Genomic DNA, 24,229 nt, shown 5'->3' with positions numbered 1-24,229 from the left:
CGAAGGCTCCGTTTTTTTATGGATGTAAATCCATTGTGGGAGCGAGCTTGCTCGCGATGGCGGTGGCGGTGGGTCAGTCAACATTTCCACTGGCTGTCACACCGCTATCGCGAGCAAGCTCGCTCCCACAGTTTGTAAGGCTTAATTGATGGGGCTACCCGAGCACCGCGAAATCGAGCGAGAGAACATTGGGGATTGTCGGATCGATCTCGTACAGCAAGGCATAGCCCGCCCCCGCGATTCCAGTCAGCAGACTGACGTCGGGCACCCGGTCGCTATCCAGATAAGGCCCTTCGAAAAACTGCTGGGCGACTTCGTCAAGTGCCTCTCTGACTCTGCCCATGCCTTCAGAATTATCGGAATGCCGATACAAGTCATACAGACAGATCAGATTGCCGAAATCACCATGACAAAGGTTGTAGCCTTCGCCAAACCCATGGGCCCAGAGGTTGTTCTCGCATCGTCGTATATCGTCGTGCACTGTCTGCCGGGTCGCTTCGTCCAGGGCGTCTCCCATCGATTCCATGAGCTGTCGCCTGGCGATGAGGATACCTCCATCGCCGTGGCACCACTTGGACGTATGGTCCGCCGGCCCGAGGTTGCGCAGGTCCAGCCAGAAACCATCCCGACTCAAGCGGTTTTCACCCTCCAGCACCTGGATGGCCAAGGGCACCAGAGCCGAATCGCCGGTCACGTCATAGGCTTTGCACAATGCATGGATGACGCCCGAGAGGCCATGGGACAAGCCCGTCAAAATGACGGAGCGATCACTGCGTCGTAGCAGTTGGCCGTCTTCAATCAGGATTTGATCCTTGATGTAGTCGACCATGCGTCGGATGGCCGGCAGCACATCCTTTTGCGCAGACAACGCATGGATATTGGCCAGCAGCGTCACCGTTCCACAACAACCTCCCAGGAAGTCGAACTCATAATTTTCAGGAGGCACTTCAATCAGCTGGGCCAACAGGCCGGCAATTCTTTCATCATGGCTGGCGTCGCCAGTGATCTGGCGACGATTGACGAGCAAATAGATGAAAGCCCCGAGCCCGTGATAGGCGCTGACCGTCAAATCGGTTTTGAAGAAGCCGAAGCGTTGTTCCAGTGAGTACAGGACTTGATCCATGCGCGACAGAAAGACGGGTTGACCACTCACTTTAAACAGGCTCAGGTAAAACAACCCAATCCCGGCGATACCGGAGTAAAGCCCGTGATCCATGGGTGACGGGTATTTTCTGCGTGTCGTGGGATGCGTATGAAAATACAACCAGCTTACGTCCGTTGTTGTTCCCGCTACCGCGAGCTCCTCAAGGCGGGAACTGATGCTCGATATGGCGTCGAGTCGGTCCGCCTGGAGCGTCTTTTTAAGGTCCCCAGGCACCTGCCCGACACGGGGTGGCGGATGTCCAATTGGCTCTGGAAACAAACAGATTTCGAGCAGTGTGCGTTGTAAAGCCCAGTCCCTTCGGGACAGGTTGGCTATCTTTTGAAGACAGCTTTTTATCGGTGGCTCCACGGCTGCCATCTCTATTGTTTCACCCTGTGCGCTCATAAAATGGTTGGCGCTCAGAGGCATGGTGAAACACGGAATGCTGGACCTCTGCAGGTCGGCTATTTCATAGCGAGGAATGCCCATCTTCCGATAGGGTTCTTTCAGGTCTTTCCACAGGGTTGCGAGCAGAAGTTCTCTGTCGAGCATGTTTTGTGTAAAGCGTGGATGACGGATCAGCCCGATAAAATCGGCATAGCGCTGAGAATTTTTGAGCAATACGCGGGTGGTCAGTTCACCGGCGGATTGTTCCAGCATCCGCATGATCTTGTATCGATGAACCATCAATTCCTTATAGGCATATTCAAAGCCTTGGAACAGTTCGGTTTTATAGGCTTCCAGTCCCTTGCGCTCACCCTGCAAAAGCGGCAGGTGTTTTTGTATCAGCTGATGTTCGAATGAGATTTTACGCAAATGATAAAAGCCATCCTCGAAAACCAGCGAATGGCGGGTGGCGATGAATAGCTCTTGCCGACTCAGCCCGCTCTGGTCGTTATTGGGGTGTTGTGAAAAGGGGAGAAAACCGCTGGAGCATACCGACTGCTGGACCGATCTAAAGCTGTTGGACAATGCACAGCCAGCGGGCAGGTCGCTCAGCAGGTCGCTGGTGGAAGCGGTGAATAAACACTCAAGGTCGATCATGACCGGACTGTTGCCGCACGCAATAATATTCTCGTAGTGAAAGTCGATGCCGTTCAGTGCATGAATGACCGCTATCTGCGCGCCCATTTTCTTATAGAACAGTTCAACGTCCGCTGCGTTGTCGCAGGGCTCGTTGTCGATTTTTTCCACCCAGCTACGCCGCTCGCGGCTGAGAATCCTGGGGGCGCGGATGGAAAAACAATCCGCTTTTGTCCATTCATGCAGTTGGTCCAGAAGGCGGTTGAAAAAAAGCGCCTCTCGGCTTGCCCTCGGTTTGTAGACCAATGAAATCGCGCAGATTTTAACCTGACAGACCGTTTTACCACGGCCGTGGGGGTCCCCCAGGCCGAGCTCAATAGCGTCGATTTGTCGAGACGGAACAGAAAATTCAGCTTCCAGCGACTCGATATCGGCAGCGAAGTCGAGAATGACCGCATAAAGATAATCGAGGGTGTCTTCCAGCAGATCAAACAACAACATCGCCAGCACCGGGTAGGCTTCGAAGAACTTCAGCAGCGGCAATGTGCGCAGCTGTTCGTTGAACGTGCTCAAGTCAATGTCATCGCCGTGGGCGATTTTCGTGTTCAAATAATGGACCAGGCTTTGTTCTGACGTGCGACCAACCCGGGCCAGGACATAGGGTTCCAGGCTTGTAAAAAAAGTGGGTTCGTTAATGTATGTTGACGCATGGGAATAGCGCCCATCCGCTTGGAAGATCTCGATGGCATAAAGAAAAAAACGATAACCAAACCAATAAAAATTGTCTTTGTCGCCCGAGCTTGTGTTCGTTTCCATATTAATGCTGTCAAGTCGAGCAAGCTTTTTCTTCAGGGTGTTCAGGACGGTTTCACCGTCGACAGGCAGGGGCTCGTTGTCGATGGGTGAATTGATATGGGAAACCAGTTGTTCCCTGCCCACTCCAAAGTGATCCAGCAAGGCCTGATCATCAGTATGTAGACGGCTCAGGTTGTTTTCAAAAAGGGCGATGCAACCTTCGGAAGAGAATCCGTACTTCCCTCGCTGATCCAACTTTAAAGCATTGACAAGCATGCCGTAGCTCCTGACATGGATAGAGCAGGCGGTGCCTGCTCTATGTTAACGTTTGTTGCAAGTTTCGATGGTCAGTCAGGCGCTATTAACACCCGATTGTCGAACAGCCAATGTTGGTGCAGGTTCCGAAGGTGTTGCATTCCATCGTCGTTGCCAGGATCTCGCCGGTGTTGGCGGGCGCTTGATAGGCGTTGAACTCGAAATCGAAGTCGCCGGACATGTTCAGGATTTTTTCGCTCATAGGTAGTTCCTCATCAGGTTATACAATCTAATACAGTGACCAGCGGTCAATCGGGTGCCGGAAAGCACCCGAGCTGTAGGATGTAATGAAGTTATTTAGGGGGATTAGGAGGTATCAAATACCTGCGCTGCAGGTTATTGCAGGGTTTAACAAGAAATCGCGGTGCACTCTATGGTGCCGCATTTGATAATGGTCAACGCCGCTGATTCGATACCGAGGTTGTTCACCTGTGGGTAGGACTTTAGGTCGCTGTCGAAGTCACCAGGCATTGCCAATATTCGTTCGCTCATTATGTATTTCCCTTTTGTTGTGCACGGGTTGAAGTGCGGGAAAACAGTAGCACGCTGTTGGTTTAACACAAATTTGTCGTTATAACTTTATGTTGCGGTTACATGTTGCTATAGGTGTATAAGTCAGTGTTCTCTAGTTGCAGTTCGACGGAGCTGGTGCGCGTTCTTGTCACCGCACCGACAAAAGTCTGTCGACCAGGATCACTCAAGGTCGATAGCAATGACTTCAATGATGAGATTCCCGGCTGGCCGCTCCCAAGTCACCTCATCCCCTGGCTTGGCCCCCAGCAACGCCCGCCCCAGCGGCGAGCCCCAGTTGATCAGCCCATTGGCCGCATCGGCCTGGTCTTCCCCGACCAATTGCACCCGCTGCTCATGATCATGCTCATCGACAAAGGTCACCCAGTGTCCGATCCGCACTTGATCGGATGAAGTCGGCGCAACGACCTGGGCGCTTTGCAGGCGCTGCTTGAAGTAGCGCAGATCCCGTTCAAGGTCGGCGATCCGCTGCTTGTCGGCCAGTTCCCCTTGGCTCGCCGGCTGGCCGTGCAGCGCCTGCAACTCGGCGACCCGGGCCTGTAGCTGGGCCAGTCCGGTGGGTGTGACGTAGTTGGGTTGCGCGCTGACCTGGCGTTCGACCGGCTGGTCGGCCTGGGCAGCGGCGTTGTCTTCGTTGACGAAGGCGCGACTCATGGCGTTCTCCTCTAGTTGGAGTTTTGGCCATGATCGCAGGCTTTTGGTTTCGACGAATGTCTGTACGCGACTTACGGCGAGCGATAAGCCCGGGCGGCGTCCTGGTCTTTCTGTTGCTGCCAGGCCCGTTCACGTTCGTCCCAATGGCGTTCGCGATAAGCATTACGCTCTTCGCTCTCGCGCATGGCCTGGCACTGGCGGAAACCATCGCTCCAGCCTTCGGCGTAGCGCGGATCCTTGAGGTAACGCGGCACGTCTTTCCTGAATTGGCCGGTGATCACCCCGGCGGCTTGCCGGCCACTGCTGCAACCGTCGTCGTAGCCGTCGGCGAACGCTGGTGGATAACCCCGGGCGATCAGGTCTTCGTGGGTGGTTTCACAGCCACCGAGCAACATCAACACACTCAGGACCACTGCCGCACGCTTCATTTCTGCTTTCCTGCCGAATCCCGCTCATACAAGAAGTCTAGGAGTGGATTCGTCAGTAAGGCGTGAAAGCGCGGTGATTAATCCGTTCGTTGCGCCTGCCTTTGTCAGTAGTGGTACCACTTCACCTCGAGCATCACCTCGTTCTCCGGCGAGGCCAATTGGCTGAATTCTCGCTGGGCACTCAGGCGCAGGCCCAGGTTGCGGGACAATTCCCATTGCTGATTGAGGCTCAGGCTGCGACGCACTTCGCCGTTGACGAAATAATCCCCCTTGGCTTCCAGGCTCAGGTTGCCCAGCGGGTTTTTCCACAACACACCGCTGTTGAAACCGGCAGCCGGGGCGATGAATTGGGCGAAGTCGTTGTTGTGCTCGACCCGCACCGTGCCCAGGGCAAAGCCCAGCACCTCTTCGCCCAGCGCCCAGGTGCCACCCGCGCCGCCGTTGACGTGGCTGACCAGGGTTTCGTCGTCGTGTTTGCCTGGCACCCGCTCCAGGCCGCCGGTGACCTGCCAGGACAGCGGTTGCAGCAGCTCGTTGCGTGGGGTCAGGGAGCGAATGGTCGCCAGGTCCAGTTGTTGCACCTGCCAGTCATTGCCTTCGTACTGGCGCAGTTTCAATTGCAGGATTTCGATCTGTGCGCCCAAGGGGAAGCTCTCGACGTTGTCGTTGAGATCGTGATAGGCCATGCGCAAGCCATACTCACCGAACGCCCGGTCGCCTCGCGTGCCGAGGCCGGCCTGCCAGGTGCGCGATTGGTGACCGTCCTCGGGCAGGCCCGGTTGCGGGATATCGAGTTCCGGCGCGGGGTTCTGATTGATCGCCCGCAACAGTTCGAAACTGCGCTGGGAGCGCTGCGGATCGCGCTCCTGGCCGTTGGCGCGATAGCGCTCCAGGCGATAGGCCGCATCGATGACCAGCGCCTGGCGTTTGCGCGGCAGCGCCTTGAAGCCGGGGGCTTGCAGTTGCTGCTGGTCGGCGCTGACTTTCAGTACCCATTGCTGTTCATCGTCGCTGAGCGGTTCGGCGCGGCTGAGCAGTTCCCGTTCACGGGACGGTCGATACTGGATGCTTTCCACCAGGCCAGCTTCTTTCACTGCCTTGACGGTGTCGGTGGGAATCGCGGTCAGCGGGAACTGTTCAGTCAGGCGCAGGCTAGGGCGAGCCACTTGCAGCAATTCGAGCAGGCGATAGGAGCAGTTTTCGTCGAAGAAAAAATAGTCGAACTGAATCTGCTTGAGTTCCCAGACGTGCTCGACCATGCGCTCGGTTTCCGCCTGGCTCAGGTTCAGGCGATATTCCCACAGGTCGCGGTTCTCCAGGCTACGGTACTCGGAGAGTTTTTCCTGGTACGGCACCAGGGCGAACAGGCCGGGATAGCCGCCCATCAGGCCCTTCCAGGCATAGAGGATGCTGTTGTCCGAGCCTTCGATGTAGGCGCCGAAATTGATCGCATAGCTGAGCAGGGCGGTCTTGTCGCTTTGCACATCGGCCTGGTCGATGCGCAGCAGGGTGTGGCCGAACATCGAGGACGGGCTGTTCAGGTACGCCGCGGGGAAGATCATCACCGCGCTGTGGGGCGAGACGTCCTTGAACCATTGGTTGAAGTCGCTGCAGTCAACGGCCGGCAGATCCGTCAGGTTGAGCTGGGCCTTGAGCCAGCGCGTTCGCGCCGGGTACACGCACTGGGCATGCTGCTGGCCGGCGCTGGCCGGGCCGTACAGGGCTTTTAGCGTGGCGCTCAGTTCACGCTCGGGATGTTCGTTGCCATCGGGCGCGAGGAAGAATTTCTTGTCGCTGATATAGCTGCGCCAACCGCCAAGCTTGGCGGTTTCGTAGTGGCCCAGGGAAATCCAGAAGCGGTCATTGGCCAGTTGCTGCAAACGTTGAGGGTCGACATGAGGCGCGGCGGACAGCGGGGCGCACACACAGAGCGCCAGCCAGGCAAGGCGTTTGAGCATAGTCGGCTACTTGGAAAGGCGAAAAATAAAGACCGAAGGGGCCCCAAAAAGAAAACCCGCTCCCCGAGAGGAGCGAGTGGTGTCGAGCTTAAGCTTGAGTGGCGTACTTGGCCAGGCGAGGATCGCTTTTCAGCACGGCCAGGGTGTTGGTATGCACGTCTTCGGCGGTCACGTCAGCCTTGCTGAAGATCTGCTGGAAGTGCTCGTGGGTGACGGCGGAGAAATGTGCGCGGTCTTCCGGCGCTACGCCCAGTACCACGGCGTAGGTGGTCAGCGCTTCGCCTTGACCCTTGGCCATGTCTTCGGACAGCTCGTTCATCATGCCATTCATGGCCAGCCAGGACTTGCCACCGTAGGTCAGTGCCGCGTTGGTCGAGCAACCGTTGGTGCCGGATGTCATGCCGAAGGTAGCGTTACCGGAAGTGCCGTTGGTGGTGGATGCCAGGAAGTGTGCCGGAGTGCCACGCTGACCTTCGAACAGCATGTTGCCCCAGCCGCAATCCGGGCCGCCCGGCGCCTGAGCCATGGCGTTGATGGATACAGCGGTGAAGAGAGTACCGAGAAGAATCCGTTTCATAGCTATGTTCTCTTTATGTGCATACCGATGGACAGGGTCTGGCACCTTCGTTCCTGTTGAGCTAAGCGCCAGTGGGCCGGTTATTGTTCCAGCCGCGCAGTTTGGAGTTTAGGCACGATCCTGGGGTTCCGTGACATTTTGCAAAAACATTGCTGGGGATCGCCTGTCTGCTGGGCCCCGCCCGAGGTTTTCCCATTGACTATGCTTTGGGCAGAGGCGCTCCTTGCCAGTCAGGTACAGGCAGCGCCAGAATGCCGCTATCTGCCCCGCCTGATGTAAGGAAGCCCGATGCCTGATCCTGTTGCTGCCAGCTTGCGTCTAGCGCCCGAAGCGCTGACCCGTCCGTTTTCCGCTGAACAGTTCAGCTTCTCTACCACCAATGATCTGGAGCCCTTCCGCGGTGTGCTTGGCCAGGAACGTGCGGTCGAAGCCTTGCAGTTCGGCGTGGCCATGCCGCGCCCCGGTTACAACGTATTCGTCATGGGTGAGCCCGGCACTGGCCGGTTTTCGTTCGTCAAACGCTACCTCAAGGCCGAAGGCAAGCGCCTGCAGACCCCGGCGGACTGGGTCTACGTCAACAACTTCGATGAGCCCCGCGAACCCCGTGCCCTGGAACTGCCGTCAGGCACGGCCGGTGCTTTCATCACCGACATCAACGGCCTGATCGACAACCTGCTGGCGACCTTCCCGGCGGTGTTCGAGCACCCGTCCTATCAGCAGAAGAAAAGCGCCATTGACCGCGCCTTCAACCAGCGCTACGACCGCGCCCTGGATGTGATCGAGCGCCTGGCGCTGGAGAAGGATGTCGCGCTGTACCGTGACAGCAGCAACATCGCCTTCACGCCAATGAGCGAAGGCAAGGCCCTGGATGAAGCGGAATTCGCCCAGTTGCCGGAAGCCGAGCGCGAGCGTTTCCATGAGGACATCTCGGGCCTGGAAGAGCGCTTGAACGAAGAACTCGCCAGCCTGCCGCAATGGAAGCGCGAGTCCAGCAACCAGTTGCGCCACCTCAACGAAGAAACCATCACCCTGGCCCTGCAACCGTTGCTGGCACCCTTGTCGGAGAAATACGCAGAGAACGCTGCGGTCTGCGGCTACCTGCAGGCCATGCAGGTCTATCTGCTCAAGACCGTGGTCGAGCAATTGGTGGACGACAGCAAGACCGACGCCATCGCCCGCAAGCTGCTGGAGGAACAGTACGCCCCGAGCCTGGTGGTCGGGCATCCGTTCAGTGGCGGCGCGCCAGTGGTGTTCGAGCCGCACCCGACTTACGACAACCTGTTTGGTCGCATCGAATACAGCACCGACCAGGGTGCGCTCTACACCACCTACCGGCAGTTGCGTCCGGGCGCCTTGCACCGGGCCAACGGCGGTTTCCTGATTCTGGAAGCGGAAAAAATGCTCGGTGAGCCGTTTGTGTGGGATGCGCTCAAGCGTGCCCTGCAATCGCGCAAGCTGAAAATGGAATCGCCGTTGGGTGAGCTGGGTCGGCTGGCCACGGTGACCCTGACGCCGCAGCACATCCCGTTGCAGGTCAAGGTCGTGATCATTGGCGCCCGCCAGCTCTACTACGCCTTGCAGGACCTGGATCCGGACTTCCAGGAAATGTTTCGCGTGCTGGTGGATTTCGACGAAGACATCCCAATGGGCGACGAGAGCCTGGAGCAGTTCGCCCAGTTGCTCAAGACCCGCACTTCGGAAGAGGGCATGGCGCCGCTGACCGCCGACGCGGTGGCGCGCCTGGCGACCTACAGTGCGCGTCTGGCCGAACACCAGGGGCGCTTGTCGGCGCGCATCGGTGACCTGTTCCAACTGGTCAGCGAGGCGGATTTCATTCGCCAACTGGCCGGTGACGAGATGACCGACGCCGGCCACATCGAACGCGCCCTCAAGGCCAAGGCCACCCGTACCGGGCGTGTCTCGGCGCGAATCCTCGACGACATGCTCGCCGGGATCATCCTGATCGACACCGCGGGTGCGGCCGTGGGCAAATGCAACGGGCTGACGGTACTCGAGGTCGGCGACTCTGCGTTTGGTGTACCCGCGCGGATTTCCGCCACGGTGTACCCGGGCGGCAGCGGCATCGTCGACATCGAGCGGGAGGTCAACCTCGGCCAGCCGATCCACTCCAAGGGCGTGATGATTCTGACCGGTTACCTGGGTAGCCGTTATGCCCAGGAGTTCCCGCTGGCGATCTCGGCCAGTATCGCGCTGGAGCAGTCCTACGGTTACGTGGACGGCGACAGCGCGTCCCTGGGCGAGGCGTGCACGCTGATCTCGGCCCTGTCGAAGACGCCGTTGAAGCAGTGCTTCGCCATCACCGGTTCGATCAACCAGTTCGGTGAAGTGCAAGCGGTGGGCGGGGTCAACGAGAAGATCGAAGGCTTCTTCCGCCTCTGCGAAGCCCGTGGGTTGACCGGTGAGCAGGGGGCGATCATTCCCCAGGCCAACGTCGCGACCCTGATGCTCGACGAGAAAGTGCTGGCCGCCGTGCGCGCCGGGCAGTTCCACGTCTATGCCGTGCGCCAGGCCGACGAAGCCCTGAGCCTGCTGGTGGGCGAGCCTGCCGGCGAGCCGGACGAAAACGGCGAGTTCCCCGAGGGCAGCGTCAACGCCCGCGTGGTGGAGCGGCTGCGGGTGATCGCGGAGATGATCAGCGAAGACGACATCAAGGAAGCGGAAAAGGAACTGGCGCAGCAGGCTCTGGCGGAGGCCAAGCCGGCTTGATGTTTTCCTGACCGCCGCAAGACCTCCTGTGGGAGCTAGCTTGTGGGAGAACAGCCGTGGGAGCAAAGCCTGTGGGAGCAAAGCTTGCTCGCGATAGCGTTTGTCCAGTCAACAGAAATGTTGCATGTGACAACCCCATCGCGAGCAAGCCTTGCTCCCACAGGCTTGCTCTCACAATCAATGTTTTGTGGATTATCACTAAAAAACGCCACCACTTTGGCGTCAATATTCACACTGTGACCGCTCGGCGTATTCTGGTCTCGAAAGTCCTTGCGACCGGAACTTTTCTTCTATCCTCAGCTCAAGGATAACGAGAGCCATCATCGGATCGAAACAGCCTCTTCCCGAGACTGAAATACCGGATCTACCGAGGGGCGCCGCCATGTCGCGCAACCTTTGCCTCACTCGTCAATGCCTGGGCCTTGTCACCCGTATCGAATGCGCCATCCGCCCCCTGGCGGGAGATACCGGTATGTGGACCTTGCTCTTCGCCGCCGGAATGGCTGGCGAACAACCCTCCGCCATCAAGGCCCAGGGGCCATTTCCCGGCCCGACTGCCGCCGAATCCATCCTCGATACCATTGTGCAAAGCCTGACCTTGCACGGCTATGAGCTGGCCGACGACCCGCAGATCTGGTCCCTGCACATGCAAGCCCAACTGCGTGAAATCAATGGCGGCCGTTGTCGCAATGTCGGCGGTTTCGAATTTCGTCCGCTGCATTGAAGTCCATCACCGCACGGGCACCGGCAGTAAAGTTTTGACACAAGGGCAGGGACCAGGGAGGGCCCCGGCATTTGTGGGGCTGGTCATGGCTGATATACTCGCCGCGATTTTTCAGCCCAGGTGTGAGATTCAATGGAACGCTTTATCGAAAACGCAATGTACGCCTCCCGTTGGCTGCTGGCGCCGATCTACTTCGGTCTGTCCCTGGGCCTGCTGGCCTTGGCGCTGAAATTCTTCCAGGAAGTCTTTCACATCATCCCCAATGTGTTTGCCATGGCCGAGTCCGAGCTGATCCTGGTGCTGCTGTCGTTGATCGACATGGCGCTGGTGGGTGGCCTGCTGGTGATGGTGATGATTTCCGGCTACGAGAACTTCGTTTCGCAGCTGGATATCGCCGACGACAAGGAAAAGCTCAACTGGCTGGGCACCATGGACTCTTCGTCGCTGAAGATGAAAGTCGCTGCCTCGATCGTGGCCATTTCCTCCATCCACCTGCTGCGCATTTTCATGGACGCCAAGAACGTCGATCCCGAGCACCTGATGTGGTACGTGATCATCCACATGACTTTCGTGGTCTCGGCATTTGCCATGGGCTACCTGGACAAACTGACCAAACACTAAGGTCCGTTCACCGCGCTGGCGCAACGCCCGCCTGTAGAATTGCAGGCGGGCGTTGTCGTTTCTGGCGGCTTGCTTTGACGCAGGGTGCTCGTCACCCGTGGTGGCATCTGTGCTAGTCTGCTCGCCCTTTTGGTTCCGGGCGCTCCGGGAGGCGCTGTGTCACGCACGGCAACTCTCGAGCCGTCCGCACAGCGGAGCAGCATCATGTCCGAAGTTAACCTGTCCACCGATGAAACCCGCGTCAGCTACGGCATTGGCCGTCAGTTGGGCGACCAACTGCGCGACAACCCGCCACCGGGCGTGAGCCTGGACGCCATCCTGGTCGGCCTGACCGACGCGTTCGCCGGCAAGCCAAGCCGCGTGGGCCAGGACGAGATGTCCGCCAGCTTCAAGGTCATTCGCGAAATCATGCAAGCCGAAGCCGCTGCCAAAGCTGAAGCCGCTGCTGGCGAAGGCCGTGCGTTCCTGGCCGAAAACGCCAAGCGTGAAGGCATCACCACCCTGGCGTCCGGCCTGCAATTCGAAGTGCTGACCCAAGGTGAAGGCGCCCAGCCGACCCGTGAAGACCAGGTGCGTACCCATTACCACGGCACCCTGATCGACGGCACCGTGTTCGACAGCTCCTACGATCGTGGTCAGCCAGCCGAATTCCCGGTAGGCGGCGTGATCCCAGGCTGGACCGAAGCCCTGCAACTGATGAACGCCGGCAGCAAATGGCGCCTGTACGTGCCGAGCGAACTGGCTTACGGTGCTCAAGGCGTTGGCAGCATTCCACCGCACAGCGTGCTGGTGTTTGACGTCGAGTTGTTGGACGTACTGTAAGACATCAACGCTTAAACAGACTTTTGTGGGAGCGAGCCTGCTCGCGATGGCGGTCAGTCAGTCGATATCGATGTTGAATGACACACCGCTTCGCGAGCAGGCTCGCTCCCACAGGGTTTGATGCTTCATCCGTGGAACCTGCCGCTGAAATCACCCGTCGGGCGCAACGCCCGGGCGTAGCAGAACAGGAACAGATTGCGCACCAGCTCCTTGAGCACCAACGGTTCGCTGGAATTGAGGCTGTTGAGGTCCAGATCCCCCTGGTCCTGCAGTTCGCTCAAGGCTTCTTCTTCAAGCACCGCACAGACTTCCCCGGTTTCCCGATGCAGGATCCTGAGGTAGGGATGTGGGCGGTCCAGCCAGGCATCGATCAAATAAGTCATGGTTCTCATCTCCTTGATGGGGTTCGATGAGAATAATTCTTATTCGCTAAATAGCAAGTCTCTATTGGCGTTGCGATTGTTTTTCTGACGATGGGTTATGGCAGCTCAGGACGGCTGGCACTTGGCTAATGTCCGGGAAATGGGGGCGAAGCGCAGAGGACGAAGCTCCATCCCACACGCGGGGCGTGGGATGGGATACAGCAGAATCAGACTTTTCTGACGAACTCGGATTTGAGTTTCATCGGGCCGATGCCGTCGATCTTGCAGTCGATGTCGTGGTCGCCATCGCACAGGCGGATGTTCTTGACCTTGGTGCCGACCTTGACCACCAGCGACGTGCCCTTGACCTTGAGGTCCTTGATCACGGTGATGGTGTCGCCGTCCTGCAGGACGTTGCCGACCGAATCTTTCTTCACGGTATCGTCGGGCGCCGCTTCAGCTTCGCCGCTGGCGGACCATTCGTGGGCACACTCCGGGCAGACCAGTTGGGTACCGTCTTCGTAGGTGTATTCGGAATTGCATTTCGGGCAGGGAGGCAACGTGCTCACTAAGGTTCCTTGGGTATCAGGAGGGCAAAAGGGCGCACATTATATAGGGTTTTGTTGCGAAAGAGGGCGGTGCTGCGTTTGGAGATCTTACGGCGAGGGATTTGTGGGAGCAAAGCGTGCTCGCGATGGCGGCGATGCGATCCTTCAGAGACCGAGTCGCCGGTATCGCGGGCAAGCCTTGCTCCCACAAAAAGCCCCTTGTGGATCAGTGCGTACGCGCCACTGCAAACTCGCTCAGCTCCACCAGCGCATCGCGGTATTCGCTGGGCGGCAGGGCGTCGAGGCATTTGATCGCGCGGGCAACGTAGTCCCGGGCCAGGTTCGCGGTGTAGTCCAGCGAGCCGGAGGCTTCGACCGCGACACGGATGCTTTCCAGGTCTTCGATCCCGCCTTTCTGGATCGCCTGGCGTACCAGTGCTGCCTGTTCAGGCGTGCCCTCACGCATGGTGTAGATCAGCGGCAGGGTCGGCTTGCCTTCGGCCAGGTCGTCACCGACGTTCTTGCCCAGGGTCTCGGCGTCGCCCTTGTAGTCGAGCAGGTCGTCCACCAACTGGAAAGCCACGCCCAGGTGGTCGCCGAAGGTGCGCAGGGCTTCGCTCTGCTCGGCGCTGGCACCGGCCAGGGCCGCGGCGCTGTGGGTCGAGGCTTCGAAGAGCATCGCGGTCTTGCCGCGGATGACTTCCATGTAGGTTTCTTCGGTGGTGCTGGCATCGCGCACCTTGGACAACTGCAGCACTTCGCCTTCGGCGATGATACGCGTGGCCTGGGACAGGATTTTCATCACCGGCATCGAGCCCAGCTCGACCATCATTTCGAACGAGCGCGAATACAGGAAGTCGCCTACCAGCACGCTGGGAGCATTGCCCCACATGGCGTTGGCGGTCGAACGGCCACGCCGCATGCCGGACATGTCGACCACGTCGTCGTGCAGCAGGGTCGCGGTGTGCAGGAACTCGATGGTGGCGGCCAGCAGGCGCATGTCGTCGCCTTCGCGACCCAGGGCCTTGCCGCACAACAGCACCAATAAAGGACGCAGGCGTTTACCGCCGGCCGATGTGATGTAGTCGCCGATTTTCGATACCAGCGGCACTCGGGAAGTCAGCTGCTTCTTGATGATGCCGTCGACGGCGCTAAAATCGTCCGCCACCGCGCGGTAGAAAGCTTGGGGTTGCATCAGCGACAGGTGCTCCAGAAGGGTTGCGCGGCATGCTAGGACCCCCACCCAGGCCTGTCAAGGCGCGATGGACGGCTACTTGCAAGGCTGTTGCGCCTTGCGTACAATCGCGCACCCTGAACTTCCTGGGCAGCACCTGCCTTACGCAATTGCACCAGGGCCTTCCAGCCCATGCAGCCATGCCAGCCAATACCTCTTCTTATAAAGCGCTGGGTGAGCAGGATTATCGGAGAAATACCATGTCGTACGCAGTAATTGTTACTGGTGGCAAGCAATACAAGGTCGCCCCAGGTGAATACCTGAAGATCGAAAAACTGGAAATCGCTACCGGCGAATCCGTGACTTTTGATCGCGTTCTGTTGGTCGCCAATGGCGACGACGTGAATATCGGCGCTCCAGTCGTTGCTGGCGCTACCGTTGTGGCTGAAGTGATCTCCCAAGGTCGTCACGATAAAGTCCGCATCATCAAGTTCCGTCGCCGTAAGCACCACATGAAGCGTATGGGCCACCGCCAGTGGTACACCGAGATCAAAATCACCGGTATTCAGGCTTAATTTCAGCCTAATTCCTCACTAGGAGAATTGAACTCATGGCACACAAAAAAGCTGGTGGTAGTACCCGTAACGGTCGCGACTCAGAAGCCAAACGCCTTGGCGTGAAGATGTATGGCGGCCAGAAAATCATTCCGGGCAACATCATCGTGCGTCAGCGCGGCACCCAATTCCACGCCGGTTACGGTGTTGGCATGGGTAAAGATCACACCCTCTTCGCGAAAATCGAAGGCGTGATCAAGTTTGAAGTAAAGGGCGCGTTCAACCGCCGTTACGTGAGCGTTGTCGCAGCTTAATTGCGAGATCGCTGGAAAAGCCCTGTCTTGCGACGGGGCTTTTTCGTTTGTGGGGTGAGTCTCTTGCAAAACTGTTTGTATGGGCTGTCGGCGCTGCGGTTGGGGCGTGTCATCAGGTCGCTGCGCTCATTTTTGCAAGAGTCTTATGTCTTGTTTTTTTGGCTCGTCCGTATGGCGAGAGGCGTGTGTCATGAAGTTTGTTGATGAAGTATCGATTCGAGTAAAGGCCGGCGACGGCGGCAATGGTTGCATGAGTTTCCGTCGGGAAAAGTTCATTGAAAACGGTGGCCCGAACGGCGGTGACGGGGGCGACGGCGGCTCGATCTACATGCTCGCCGACGAAAACCTCAACACCCTGGTGGACTACCGTTACACCCGGCACTTCGATGCCGAGCGTGGCTCCAACGGCGGCAGCACCGACTGCACCGGCAAGAAGGGCGAAGACCTGATCCTGCGCGTGCCAGTCGGCACCACGGTGATCGATTCGGCCACCCAGGAAGTGATTGGCGACCTGACCAAGGCTGGTCAGCGTCTGCTGGTCGTCCATGGCGGCTGGCACGGCCTGGGCAACACCCGCTTCAAATCCAGTACCAACCGTGCGCCGCGCCAGACCACGCCAGGCAAGCCAGGCGAGCAGCGTGACCTGAAGCTGGAAATGAAGGTGCTGGCCGACGTGGGCCTGCTGGGTCTGCCGAACGCCGGTAAAAGTACCTTCATTCGCTCGGTGTCGGCGGCCAAGCCGAAAGTGGCCGATTACCCGTTTACCACCCTGGTGCCGAACCTGGGCGTGGTCAGCGTCGACCGCTGGAAGAGTTTCGTAATCGCCGACATTCCAGGGTTGATCGAGGGGGCTTCCGAGGGCGCAGGCCTGGGGATTCGTTTCCTCAAGCACTTGTCCCGTACCCGTCTGTTGCTGCACCTCGTGGACATGGCGCCGCTGGATGAAACCAGTGCCGCCGATGCCGCCGAAGTCATCGTCAACGAACTGACCAAGTTCAGCCCGGCCCTGGCCGAGCGCGATCGTTGGCTGGTGCTGAACAAGTGCGACCAGATCCTTGAAGAAGAGCATGAGGAGCGGGTCAAGGAAATCGTCGATCGCCTGGAGTGGGAAGGTCCGGTCTACGTGATCTCGGCCATCGCCAAAGACGGTACCGAGCGCCTGTGCCACGACATCATGCGTTACCTGGAAGATCGCGCCGACCGCCTGGCCAACGATCCGGCCTACAAGGAAGAGCTGGCCGAGCTCGACCAGCGAATCGAAGATGAGGCCCGTGCCCAGTTGCAGGCGCTGGACGATCAGCGTGCCCTGCGTCGCAGTGGCGTCAAGTCGGTCCATGACATCGGTGACGACGATTGGGACGAAGAAGATGTGGATGACGAGGACGGTCCGGAAATCATCTACGTCCGCGACTGATCTTGTGCTGATGCCACTTAGCTGAAGCCAGTACCTGTGTGGGCGAATCTGTGGGAGCAAAGCTTGCTCGCGATAGCGGTTTGCAGTCAGCCAATGTGTTGAATGTGACGAGGCCATCGCGAGCAAGCTTTGCTCCCACAGGCTTGATCCTCCCAAGGATTCTCGGGTGGCTGGCATTAACTGGTCCAGTGCGGTGTTATCATCGCAACCAGCCGGTTTCCAAGGCGCCGCTCATTCGAGCGGCGTTTTGGTATCTGTAAAACGCAAATACGAATAATCCCATGGGCGGTGCTGGGTCGCGCCGTTCGCTGGCAAAGGTTGAAGATGATGCGGAGCAAGGTGACGGGTGCGCAGCGCTGGGTCGTGAAGATCGGCAGCGCACTGCTGACGGCAGATGGCAAGGGCCTGGATCGCCAGGCAATGGCGGTGTGGGTCGAGCAGATGGTGGCCTTGCATGAGGCTGGCGTCGAGCTGGTATTGGTCTCTTCCGGGGCTGTGGCCGCCGGTATGAGTCGCCTGGGCTGGACGTCGCGACCCAGCGCGATGCATGAGCTGCAGGCTGCCGCCGCCATCGGCCAGATGGGCCTGGTGCAGGCTTGGGAGTCGAGCTTTGCCGAGCACGGTCGCCATACGGCGCAGATCCTGCTGACCCACGATGACCTGTCCGACCGCAAGCGCTACCTCAATGCCCGCAGTACCTTGCGGGCATTGGTAGAGCTGAAAGTCATCCCGGTGATCAACGAGAACGACACGGTGGTCACCGACGAGATCCGTTTCGGCGATAACGACACCCTGGCCGCGCTGGTGGCGAACCTGGTGGAGGCGGATCTGCTGGTGATTCTCACGGATCGCGACGGCATGTTCGATGCCGATCCACGCAATAATCCCGATGCCAAGCTGATCTACGAAGCCCGTGCCGATGATCCGGCGCTGGACGCGGTGGCGGGTGGCACGGGTGGTGCGCTGGGCCGTGGTGGCATGCAGACCAAGCTGCGCGCCGCGCGTCTGGCGGCGCGGTCCGGGGCTCACACCATCATCGTGGGTGGGCGCTTGGAGCGGGTGCTGGATCGCTTGAAAGCTGGCGAGCGCATCGGCACCTTGCTCTCCCCGGAGCGTGGCATGTTGGCGGCGCGCAAGCAGTGGCTGGCTGGGCATCTGCAGACTCGTGGCACCTTGGTACTGGATGCCGGTGCGGTGACGGCTCTGTCCCAAGGCAACAAAAGCCTGCTGCCAGTGGGGGTGAAGCTGGTCCAGGGCAGCTTCCGTCGCGGCGAAATGGTGGTGTGCGTGGCTCCGGACGGTCGTGAGATCGCCCGCGGCCTGGCCAACTACAGCGCACTGGAAGCGCAGAAAATCATCGGTCAGTCGTCTGATGCGATTGTCGGTCTGTTGGGTTACATGGCGGAGCCCGAGTTGGTTCACCGTGACAACCTGATCCTCGTCTAAGGAAAAATCATGGGTTTGGCAAAAGGATTGATCGGCTTGCTGCTGGCTGTGCCGCTGCTGGCTTCGGCCGAAGAAATTGGCCAGGTGTCGACGGTGTTCAAGTTTGTCGGGCCCAATGACCGGATTGTGGTCGAGGCGTTCGACGATCCCAAGGTGGATGGCGTGACCTGTTACCTGTCGCGGGCCAAGACTGGCGGTGTAAAAGGCGGCCTGGGCCTGGCCGAGGATCGTGCCGAGGCGTCCATCGCCTGCCGCCAGGTGGGGCCTATCAGCTTCAAGGGTGAGCTCAAGGACGGCGAAGAGGTGTTCCGCGAGCGCACTTCGCTGGTGTTCAAGACCATGCAAGTGGTGCGATTCCTCGACAAGAAACGCAATACGCTGGTGTACCTGGTCTACAGCGATCGCGTGATCGAGGGCAGCCCGCAGAATGCGGTGACGGCGATTCCGATCTTGCCTTGGCGTTAAGTAGCGAATGATGGGCGAGCCGATCGGCTCGCTTTTTTTATCTCCATGGATGTGTTGTGCTTTTGGCGCGAAGGGATTCGTATGCGTGCGTTTTTGCTGCTGTTTGTGTTGGGTTGTTCCCTTTCCTCTGGGGCCTTGGCGGAACCGTTTTATAACGCCAAGCCCCTGGCTCATCCGCTGATAAAAAGCTCCCAGGAGAGTGGGGCGACGCTGGCGTTTATCCGCGAGGCGGAAGGTGTCGTGGGCTATTCGTGCCTGTGCGATTCGCCGGATGGCGCGCCGCAAGTGCTCGATCGGTATGGCGATGCCAGTGTCGAGTCGGTGTTCTACGCCAACCTCGACAGCGATCTCCAGACGTTGGTCGTGCTGTCACGGGCAAAGGGGCAGTACGCCCTTCATGGTTATCGCTTCGTACCGTCCACCGGTATGTATCGCCGGCTTCAGGCGTTGCAGCCGGTATTGGATCGTATCGCCGCTGATCGCAAGGTCCTCACTGCCGCGCTGGTCCAGAAAGAGCTGGGCAAGTTGCCGCCCTACGATTACAGCGCTGTGTTGCCCAAGACCGGTATCGTTGAATTCGACACGCTCAATCCCGCCGATGGCACGCTGGTGGGGTACTTTGGTGTTGACGGCGTCCCGGCTTCATCGGAGCGGCCAGCGGAGGATCCTCATCGCGACACCTACAAAAAAACGTTCCAGCAGCGCGAGGGACGCTGGCTCACGCTGACTTATGAGCGCGTGCCGCCTCAGGACGAGGATGTGGGCTCTGCCTATCGTGTCAGCAGGATGGCCTGGGAAACCGATCCAGCGGTGTACCAGGGCTCCGAGGATGGGGTGTGGGCGTTCTTGGGTAACGGGCGGCTCTGGGCGCTGGGTTCGTATGCCCAGGGTAAGAGAGTGGGCAAGTGGATGGAGTTCGACGAGTCGGGCTACGCGTCCACCGGCGCCTATGTGGATGGATTGCGTCAGGGGTCGTGGGTCGTCAGTGATGGCGGCACGGTTTCCAAGGGCATGATCGTCGACGATTTCTATGAGGGGCGCTGGACGATCGAAGCGCAGGACGATGAGGGGGCTATCTCCGGCTTCGATACATACAAACACGGCGATTTTGACGGGCCTTCCGAGCGCGTGCGTCATGGTGAGGTGGTCCAGCGCGGCGATTTCGTGGAGGGGATGCAGCACGGTGACTGGAAAATGCCGTGGGGTGAGGGGCGTTACGTGCAAGGTGTCCGAGAAGGCCGTTGGACATTGAAGGTGGAAAGCGGTGGTGTCCAGACCGTCGATTTCGTCGCCGACAAGAAGCAAGGCGAGTTGCGTGAAGTGGACGCCGCAGGGGTGTTACGGCTTGTCGAGCATTACCGCGCGGGTGTGTTGGATGGATTGAAAGAAGCCTATGCGGCGAATGGCAAACTCATCTATTCGGCCAACTACGTCAACGGCCAGATCGAAGGGCGGGCGCTGACCTACACGGACGACGGTGCCGTGCTGCTGTCGGACATCTCGTGGCGTTACGGTTCGCGAGAAGGTGCTTTTCGTCTTTATCATCCCAATGGCCAGCCCGATACGGTGGCAACGTACGAGGGGGATGAGCCCATTGGTAACGTGCAGTCATTTGATGCGACAGGGGTGCTGATCGCGGACAGGAACTATTGCCACGTGCCTGATGGGAAATACACCCGTATCAAGCTTTGCGGCAAGCAGCGCGGGGCTTTCAACGGCGGGCATTTCGACTCCGAAAGTGACTACCTGTTCGGCAATGAGCAAAGTGCCCGCCACACCCGGGATGGGCGCAAGGTCCGGGAGGTGCTGTTGGGGCCTGATGATCGTGTGACTCGTAACGAGTACTACCCCAATGGCCAGTTGAAGTTCTCTGAAGCCAAGCAGGGCTTTCGGTTGATAACGGTCGAGGGGCGCGAATACAAGGACTACTCGTACGCCAAGCGCGAAGGTGAGACGGTCTACTATTACCCGACGGGTGTGGTTGAGCGCCGTATGAACTTCAAGGGCGACAAGATAGTGGGTTGTTATACCGGCTACGACGAGGCGGGTGTGCAGAATTTCCCGCCACCTGGTGGTTGTCCTCCGCCGAAGCCGGTGGTTTTCAATTTTGGGGAATAATGTGGGGGTGAGCCTGCTCCCACGGGGGGATTGTGGTGGGCACAAAATTTATGCCCGCTGAAGACCCAATGTGGGAGCGGGCTTGCTCGCGAAGACGGCTGCACAGTCAATATCACTGCTAACTGACCCACCGCTTTCGCGAGCAAGCCCGCTCCCACAGGGGGATTGTGGTGGGCACAAAATTTATGCCCGCTGAAGACCCAATGTGAGAGCGAGCTTGCTCGCGAAGGCTGCTGCACAGGCGCCATCTCCACCATCTGTCCTGCCGCCATCGCGAGCAAGCTCGCTCCCACAGGGTTAAGTGGTCTGGTTGGGGGCAAATCGCAGGCAATAAAAAACCGACCCTGAGGTCGGTTTTTTAACGAGCGCGTCGCTTAGGCAGCAGCGGCAACGTTCAGGGCCTTTACGTGGCCATTCAAACGGCTCTTATGGCGAGCAGCCTTGTTCTTGTGGATGATGCCTTTATCGGCCATGCGGTCGATAACTGGCACGGCCAGAACGTAAGCAGCTTGAGCTTTTTCAGCGTCTTTTGCGTCGATGGCCTTAACTACGTTCTTGATGTAGGTACGGACCATGGAACGCAGGCTGGCGTTGTGGCTGCGACGCTTCTCAGCCTGTTTTGCACGTTTTTTGGCGGAAGGTGTGTTGGCCACCGTCGAGCTCCTCGAAAGACTTTTTGGGAAATAGCAAACAAAATAGGCCGCGAATCATGCCGATGAGTTGAAGTCTTGTCAAGGGCGGGTGACGCGTTCCGCTGAATGGCAGGTGCTGCGCACCGAAGGATTTCTTTCCGGCGTGCGACCTGTAAACTCGCGGGCTTTGGCTCTGCACTGTTTAGCGGCGCGGAGTATCGCACAAGTGGGCGCGTTGTTCGCCTGCTGTTTATCGACAGGCAAAAACTCTTTTCATGAATCTGCTCAAATCGTTGGCCGCCGTCAGCTCTATCACGATGCTTTCCCGCGTCCTGGGGTTCGTTCGCGATACGTTGATCGCACGGATATTCGGTGCCGGGATGGCCACCGACGCCTTCTTCATCGCCTTCAAGTTGCCCAACCTGCTGCGGCGGATCTTCGCCGAAGGGGCGTTCTCCCAGGCCTTCGTGCCGATCCTGGCGGAATATAAAAGCCAGAAGGGCGACGAAGCGACCCGCACGTTCATTGCCTACGTCACCGGCCTGCTGACGTTGGTGCTGGCGCTGGTCACGGCGGCCGGCATGCTCGCCGCGCCCTGGGTGATCTGGGCCACGGCCCCGGGTTTCACCGATACGCCAGAAAAATTCCAACTCACCTCGGACCTGCTGCGGGTGACCTTTCCTTATATATTGCTGATTTCCCTGTCGTCCCTGGCCGGGGCGATCCTCAATACCTGGAACCGCTTTTCCGTGCCGGCCTTTGTGCCGACCCTGCTCAACGTCAGCATGATCATCTTCGCAGTGTTCCTGACACCGTACTTCGATCCGCCGGTGATGGCCCTGGGCTGGGCGGTGCTGGTCGGTGGCCTGGCGCAATTACTTTATCAACTGCCGCACCTGAAAAAGATCGGCATGTTGGTGCTGCCACGGCTGAACCTGCGCGACAGCGGCGTGTGGCGGGTGATGAAGCAGATGTTGCCGGCGATCCTCGGGGTGTCGGTGAGCCAGATTTCCCTGATCATCAACACCATCTTTGCCTCGTTCCTGGTCGCTGGCTCGGTGTCGTGGATGTATTACGCCGACCGTCTGATGGAATTGCCGTCTGGCGTGCTGGGTGTGGCCCTGGGTACGATCCTGCTGCCAACCCTGGCCAAGACCTATGCCAGCCAGGACCGCCATGAATACTCGCGGATTCTCGATTGGGGCCTGCGCCTGTGTTTCGTGCTGGTGTTGCCGTGTGCCTTGGCACTGGGGATCCTGGCCGAGCCGTTGACCGTCTCGTTGTTCCAGTATGGCCAGTTCAATGCCTTCGATGCGTTGATGACCCAGCGGGCACTGATCGCCTACTCGGTGGGCCTGCTCGGGATCATCGTGATCAAGGTGCTGGCGCCGGGGTTCTATGCCCAGCAGAACATTCGCACGCCGGTGAAAATCGCCATTTTCACCCTGGTGATGACGCAGTTGTTCAACCTGATGCTCATCGGCCCGTTGGCCCACGCCGGCCTGGCCCTGGCGATCAGCGCCGGCGCGTGCCTCAACGCCGGGCTGCTGTTTTACCAGTTGCGCAAGCAGAAGATGTATCAGCCGCAGCCGGGCTGGGGCAAGTTTGGCCTCAAGCTGCTGGTCGCCGTGGCGGTGATGTCGGCGGTGTTGCTGGGGGCGATGCATTTCATGCCGGCCTGGGGCGAAGGGCAGATGCTCGAGCGTTTCCTGCGCTTGGGTGTGCTGGTGGTTGCCGGCGTGGTGGCGTATTTCGGCATGTTGCTGCTGATGGGGTTCCGTCTGCGTGACTTCAATCGCAAGGCCTTGAGCTGAGGGCAAGCACCCGATAATCCCGGGCCAGGCAGTGGTTTTGTCGGTTCGATCACTTTGGGGTGCGGTGTTGCCTGTCGTCGGCCGCCGGGTGTGGTTATAATCGGCCACTTTATGAGCAAGAAGCGCGTTATGCAGCTGGTTCGAGGCCTCCACAACCTGCGCCCCCAACATCGGGGCTGTGTCGCCACTATTGGCAACTTTGACGGTGTTCACCGTGGCCACCAGGCTATCCTGGCGCGGCTGCGCGAGCGTGCGCTGGAATTGGGCTTGCCTAGCTGCGTGGTGATCTTCGAGCCGCAGCCGCGGGAGTTTTTCGCCCCGGACACCGCCCCGGCCCGTCTGGCTCGGTTGCGGGACAAGCTGCAACTGCTGGCCGCCGAAGGCGTCGACCGGGTCCTGTGCCTGGCCTTCAACCAGCGCCTGAGCAAGCTCAGTGCCGCCGCATTCGTCGATACCATCCTGGTGGACGGTCTCGATGTGAAGCATTTGGAAGTTGGCGATGATTTCCGTTTCGGCTGTGACCGGTCCGGGGACTTCGACTACCTGCAACAGGCCGGTATCGCCCAGGGCTTCACTGTTGAAGCGGCGCAGACTGTCGAGATGGATGGCTTGCGCGTCAGCAGCACCCAGGTCCGCAATGCCCTGGCGGCTGCCGACTTCGAATTGGCCGAGCGCTTGCTTGGCCGGCCGTACCGGATTGCCGGACGGATTCTGCACGGGCAGAAACTGGCGCGCCAATTGGGCACGCCAACGGCTAACGTGCAGCTCAAGCGCCGTCGTGTGCCGCTCACCGGGGTGTTCCTGGTGAGTGTCGAGATCGACGGCAAGACCTGGCCCGGCGTTGCCAACATCGGCGTGCGACCCACGGTCCAGGGCGATGGCAAGGCCCACCTTGAAGTACATGTTCTGGATTTTGCCGGCGATCTGTATGACCGGCGTTTGACGGTGGTTTTCCACCATAAGCTGCGTGAAGAGCAGCGTTTTGCCTCTCTGGAGGCGCTCAAGACGGCGATCCATGCAGATATCGCCGCCGCCCGTGCCCTTGTCGCAACCAGCGCCAATCGCTAAT

Annotated in this window: 22 protein-coding genes; 12 read left to right on the top strand and 10 right to left on the bottom strand. The window is 59.2% G+C overall.

What is annotated here, in order from left to right:
- Nucleotides 1-154: 154 nt before the first annotated feature.
- The 6 genes from lanM to CFII68_RS24345 form a co-directional block, all read right to left on the bottom strand.
- Nucleotides 155-3,238, bottom strand: a complete 3,084-nt coding sequence (gene lanM, locus CFII68_RS24325; protein WP_018601027.1) for a type 2 lanthipeptide synthetase LanM — start codon at nt 3,236-3,238, stop codon at nt 155-157.
- A gap of 85 nt (nt 3,239-3,323) precedes the next feature.
- Nucleotides 3,324-3,479 (bottom strand): hypothetical protein, encoded by a 156-nt coding sequence (locus CFII68_RS27625; protein ID WP_018601025.1) that lies wholly within the window; start codon nt 3,477-3,479, stop codon nt 3,324-3,326.
- 491 nt (nt 3,480-3,970) lie between these two features.
- Nucleotides 3,971-4,462, bottom strand: a complete 492-nt coding sequence (locus CFII68_RS24330; protein WP_018601022.1) for a GreA/GreB family elongation factor — start codon at nt 4,460-4,462, stop codon at nt 3,971-3,973.
- 71 nt (nt 4,463-4,533) lie between these two features.
- Nucleotides 4,534-4,890, bottom strand: a complete 357-nt coding sequence (locus CFII68_RS24335; RefSeq protein ID WP_014340290.1) for a hypothetical protein — start codon at nt 4,888-4,890, stop codon at nt 4,534-4,536.
- A 104-nt stretch (nt 4,891-4,994) separates the two neighbouring features.
- Nucleotides 4,995-6,848, bottom strand: coding sequence for a DUF4105 domain-containing protein (locus CFII68_RS24340; protein WP_018601019.1), 1,854 nt, complete (start codon nt 6,846-6,848; stop codon nt 4,995-4,997).
- A gap of 88 nt (nt 6,849-6,936) precedes the next feature.
- On the bottom strand, nt 6,937-7,425 hold the full coding sequence (locus CFII68_RS24345) for a DUF3015 domain-containing protein (protein WP_003185616.1): 489 nt from the start codon (nt 7,423-7,425) through the stop codon (nt 6,937-6,939).
- 288 nt (nt 7,426-7,713) lie between these two features.
- On the opposite strand from CFII68_RS24345, the gene CFII68_RS24350 reads away from it, so the two are divergent.
- The 4 genes from CFII68_RS24350 (at nt 7,714) to CFII68_RS24360 (ending at nt 12,319) form a co-directional block, all read left to right on the top strand.
- Complete coding sequence (locus CFII68_RS24350) at nt 7,714-10,152, top strand: Lon protease family protein (RefSeq protein WP_014340288.1); 2,439 nt, start codon at nt 7,714-7,716, stop codon at nt 10,150-10,152.
- 382 nt (nt 10,153-10,534) lie between these two features.
- Nucleotides 10,535-10,876 (top strand): hypothetical protein, encoded by a 342-nt coding sequence (locus tag CFII68_RS0125725; RefSeq protein ID WP_013694243.1) that lies wholly within the window; start codon nt 10,535-10,537, stop codon nt 10,874-10,876.
- Between the two features lie 132 nt (nt 10,877-11,008).
- Entirely contained in the window at nt 11,009-11,497 is a 489-nt protein-coding gene (locus CFII68_RS24355) for a TIGR00645 family protein (protein WP_018601016.1), read from the top strand.
- A gap of 204 nt (nt 11,498-11,701) precedes the next feature.
- A complete protein-coding gene (locus tag CFII68_RS24360) occupies nt 11,702-12,319 on the top strand; it encodes an FKBP-type peptidyl-prolyl cis-trans isomerase (protein ID WP_018601015.1) in 618 nt (205 codons plus the stop codon).
- Nucleotides 12,320-12,444: 125 nt separating this feature from the next.
- Here the strand turns inward: CFII68_RS24360 and CFII68_RS24365 are convergent, their stop codons facing one another.
- The 3 genes from CFII68_RS24365 to CFII68_RS24375 form a co-directional block, all read right to left on the bottom strand.
- Nucleotides 12,445-12,702, bottom strand: coding sequence for a hypothetical protein (locus CFII68_RS24365; protein WP_018601014.1), 258 nt, complete (start codon nt 12,700-12,702; stop codon nt 12,445-12,447).
- A 206-nt stretch (nt 12,703-12,908) separates the two neighbouring features.
- The gene (locus CFII68_RS24370; protein WP_018601013.1) at nt 12,909-13,250 is read right to left on the bottom strand and encodes a zinc ribbon domain-containing protein YjdM; all 342 of its coding nucleotides are present in this window, start codon (nt 13,248-13,250) and stop codon (nt 12,909-12,911) included.
- 205 nt (nt 13,251-13,455) lie between these two features.
- The gene (locus CFII68_RS24375; RefSeq protein WP_018601012.1) at nt 13,456-14,424 is read right to left on the bottom strand and encodes a polyprenyl synthetase family protein; all 969 of its coding nucleotides are present in this window, start codon (nt 14,422-14,424) and stop codon (nt 13,456-13,458) included.
- A 239-nt stretch (nt 14,425-14,663) separates the two neighbouring features.
- Between CFII68_RS24375 and rplU the strand changes: the two genes are divergently transcribed.
- The 6 genes from rplU to CFII68_RS24405 all read left to right on the top strand — a co-directional run bounded on the left by rplU (nt 14,664) and on the right by CFII68_RS24405 (nt 20,714).
- Entirely contained in the window at nt 14,664-14,978 is a 315-nt protein-coding gene (rplU, locus tag CFII68_RS24380) for a 50S ribosomal protein L21 (protein WP_003176051.1), read from the top strand.
- A 35-nt stretch (nt 14,979-15,013) separates the two neighbouring features.
- Nucleotides 15,014-15,271, top strand: a complete 258-nt coding sequence (gene rpmA, locus CFII68_RS24385; protein ID WP_003176049.1) for a 50S ribosomal protein L27 — start codon at nt 15,014-15,016, stop codon at nt 15,269-15,271.
- Between the two features lie 190 nt (nt 15,272-15,461).
- Complete coding sequence (gene cgtA, locus CFII68_RS24390) at nt 15,462-16,685, top strand: Obg family GTPase CgtA (RefSeq protein WP_018600990.1); 1,224 nt, start codon at nt 15,462-15,464, stop codon at nt 16,683-16,685.
- Between the two features lie 327 nt (nt 16,686-17,012).
- Entirely contained in the window at nt 17,013-18,131 is a 1,119-nt protein-coding gene (proB, locus tag CFII68_RS24395; protein ID WP_018600988.1) for a glutamate 5-kinase, read from the top strand.
- 9 nt (nt 18,132-18,140) lie between these two features.
- Nucleotides 18,141-18,596, top strand: a complete 456-nt coding sequence (locus CFII68_RS24400) for a CreA family protein (protein ID WP_003205733.1) — start codon at nt 18,141-18,143, stop codon at nt 18,594-18,596.
- A gap of 81 nt (nt 18,597-18,677) precedes the next feature.
- Nucleotides 18,678-20,714 carry a toxin-antitoxin system YwqK family antitoxin gene (locus CFII68_RS24405; protein WP_018600985.1) on the top strand — a complete coding sequence of 679 codons (2,037 nt, stop codon included), beginning with the start codon at nt 18,678-18,680 and terminating at the stop codon, nt 20,712-20,714.
- A 374-nt stretch (nt 20,715-21,088) separates the two neighbouring features.
- On the opposite strand, the gene rpsT is transcribed toward CFII68_RS24405, so the two are convergent.
- Nucleotides 21,089-21,367, bottom strand: coding sequence for a 30S ribosomal protein S20 (gene rpsT, locus CFII68_RS24410; RefSeq protein WP_003185593.1), 279 nt, complete (start codon nt 21,365-21,367; stop codon nt 21,089-21,091).
- A 254-nt stretch (nt 21,368-21,621) separates the two neighbouring features.
- Between rpsT and murJ the strand changes: the two genes are divergently transcribed.
- On the top strand, nt 21,622-23,160 hold the full coding sequence (murJ, locus tag CFII68_RS24415) for a murein biosynthesis integral membrane protein MurJ (protein ID WP_018600981.1): 1,539 nt from the start codon (nt 21,622-21,624) through the stop codon (nt 23,158-23,160).
- A gap of 129 nt (nt 23,161-23,289) precedes the next feature.
- Nucleotides 23,290-24,228: a bifunctional riboflavin kinase/FAD synthetase gene (ribF, locus tag CFII68_RS24420; protein WP_018600979.1), complete on the top strand. Its 939-nt coding sequence runs from the start codon at nt 23,290-23,292 to the stop codon at nt 24,226-24,228.
- The last annotated feature ends 1 nt before the right edge of the window (nt 24,229 follow it).

It is taken from the genome of Pseudomonas sp. CFII68, from assembly GCF_000416195.1.
Taxonomy (GTDB): Bacteria; Pseudomonadota; Gammaproteobacteria; order Pseudomonadales; family Pseudomonadaceae; genus Aquipseudomonas; species Aquipseudomonas kilonensis.
Note: the sequence above shows the minus strand (reverse complement) of the source record. Positions and strands in the feature narration are given on the sequence as shown.

Coding starts and splice junctions, on each gene's coding strand:
- proB (WP_018600988.1), top strand. CDS start 17,013: ATGCGGAGCAAGGTGACGGGTGCGCAGCGCTGGGTCGTGAAGATCGGC.
- CFII68_RS24350 (WP_014340288.1), top strand. CDS start 7,714: ATGCCTGATCCTGTTGCTGCCAGCTTGCGTCTAGCGCCCGAAGCGCTG.
- CFII68_RS24375 (WP_018601012.1), bottom strand. CDS start 14,424: ATGCAACCCCAAGCTTTCTACCGCGCGGTGGCGGACGATTTTAGCGCC.
- CFII68_RS24355 (WP_018601016.1), top strand. CDS start 11,009: ATGGAACGCTTTATCGAAAACGCAATGTACGCCTCCCGTTGGCTGCTG.
- cgtA (WP_018600990.1), top strand. CDS start 15,462: ATGAAGTTTGTTGATGAAGTATCGATTCGAGTAAAGGCCGGCGACGGC.
- CFII68_RS24400 (WP_003205733.1), top strand. CDS start 18,141: ATGGGTTTGGCAAAAGGATTGATCGGCTTGCTGCTGGCTGTGCCGCTG.
- CFII68_RS27625 (WP_018601025.1), bottom strand. CDS start 3,479: ATGAGCGAAAAAATCCTGAACATGTCCGGCGACTTCGATTTCGAGTTC.
- murJ (WP_018600981.1), top strand. CDS start 21,622: ATGAATCTGCTCAAATCGTTGGCCGCCGTCAGCTCTATCACGATGCTT.
- CFII68_RS24365 (WP_018601014.1), bottom strand. CDS start 12,702: ATGACTTATTTGATCGATGCCTGGCTGGACCGCCCACATCCCTACCTC.
- CFII68_RS24330 (WP_018601022.1), bottom strand. CDS start 4,462: ATGAGTCGCGCCTTCGTCAACGAAGACAACGCCGCTGCCCAGGCCGAC.
- CFII68_RS0125725 (WP_013694243.1), top strand. CDS start 10,535: ATGTCGCGCAACCTTTGCCTCACTCGTCAATGCCTGGGCCTTGTCACC.
- CFII68_RS24335 (WP_014340290.1), bottom strand. CDS start 4,890: ATGAAGCGTGCGGCAGTGGTCCTGAGTGTGTTGATGTTGCTCGGTGGC.
- ribF (WP_018600979.1), top strand. CDS start 23,290: ATGCAGCTGGTTCGAGGCCTCCACAACCTGCGCCCCCAACATCGGGGC.
- rpmA (WP_003176049.1), top strand. CDS start 15,014: ATGGCACACAAAAAAGCTGGTGGTAGTACCCGTAACGGTCGCGACTCA.
- CFII68_RS24405 (WP_018600985.1), top strand. CDS start 18,678: ATGCGTGCGTTTTTGCTGCTGTTTGTGTTGGGTTGTTCCCTTTCCTCT.
- CFII68_RS24345 (WP_003185616.1), bottom strand. CDS start 7,425: ATGAAACGGATTCTTCTCGGTACTCTCTTCACCGCTGTATCCATCAAC.
- rplU (WP_003176051.1), top strand. CDS start 14,664: ATGTCGTACGCAGTAATTGTTACTGGTGGCAAGCAATACAAGGTCGCC.
- CFII68_RS24360 (WP_018601015.1), top strand. CDS start 11,702: ATGTCCGAAGTTAACCTGTCCACCGATGAAACCCGCGTCAGCTACGGC.
- CFII68_RS24340 (WP_018601019.1), bottom strand. CDS start 6,848: ATGCTCAAACGCCTTGCCTGGCTGGCGCTCTGTGTGTGCGCCCCGCTG.
- lanM (WP_018601027.1), bottom strand. CDS start 3,238: ATGCTTGTCAATGCTTTAAAGTTGGATCAGCGAGGGAAGTACGGATTC.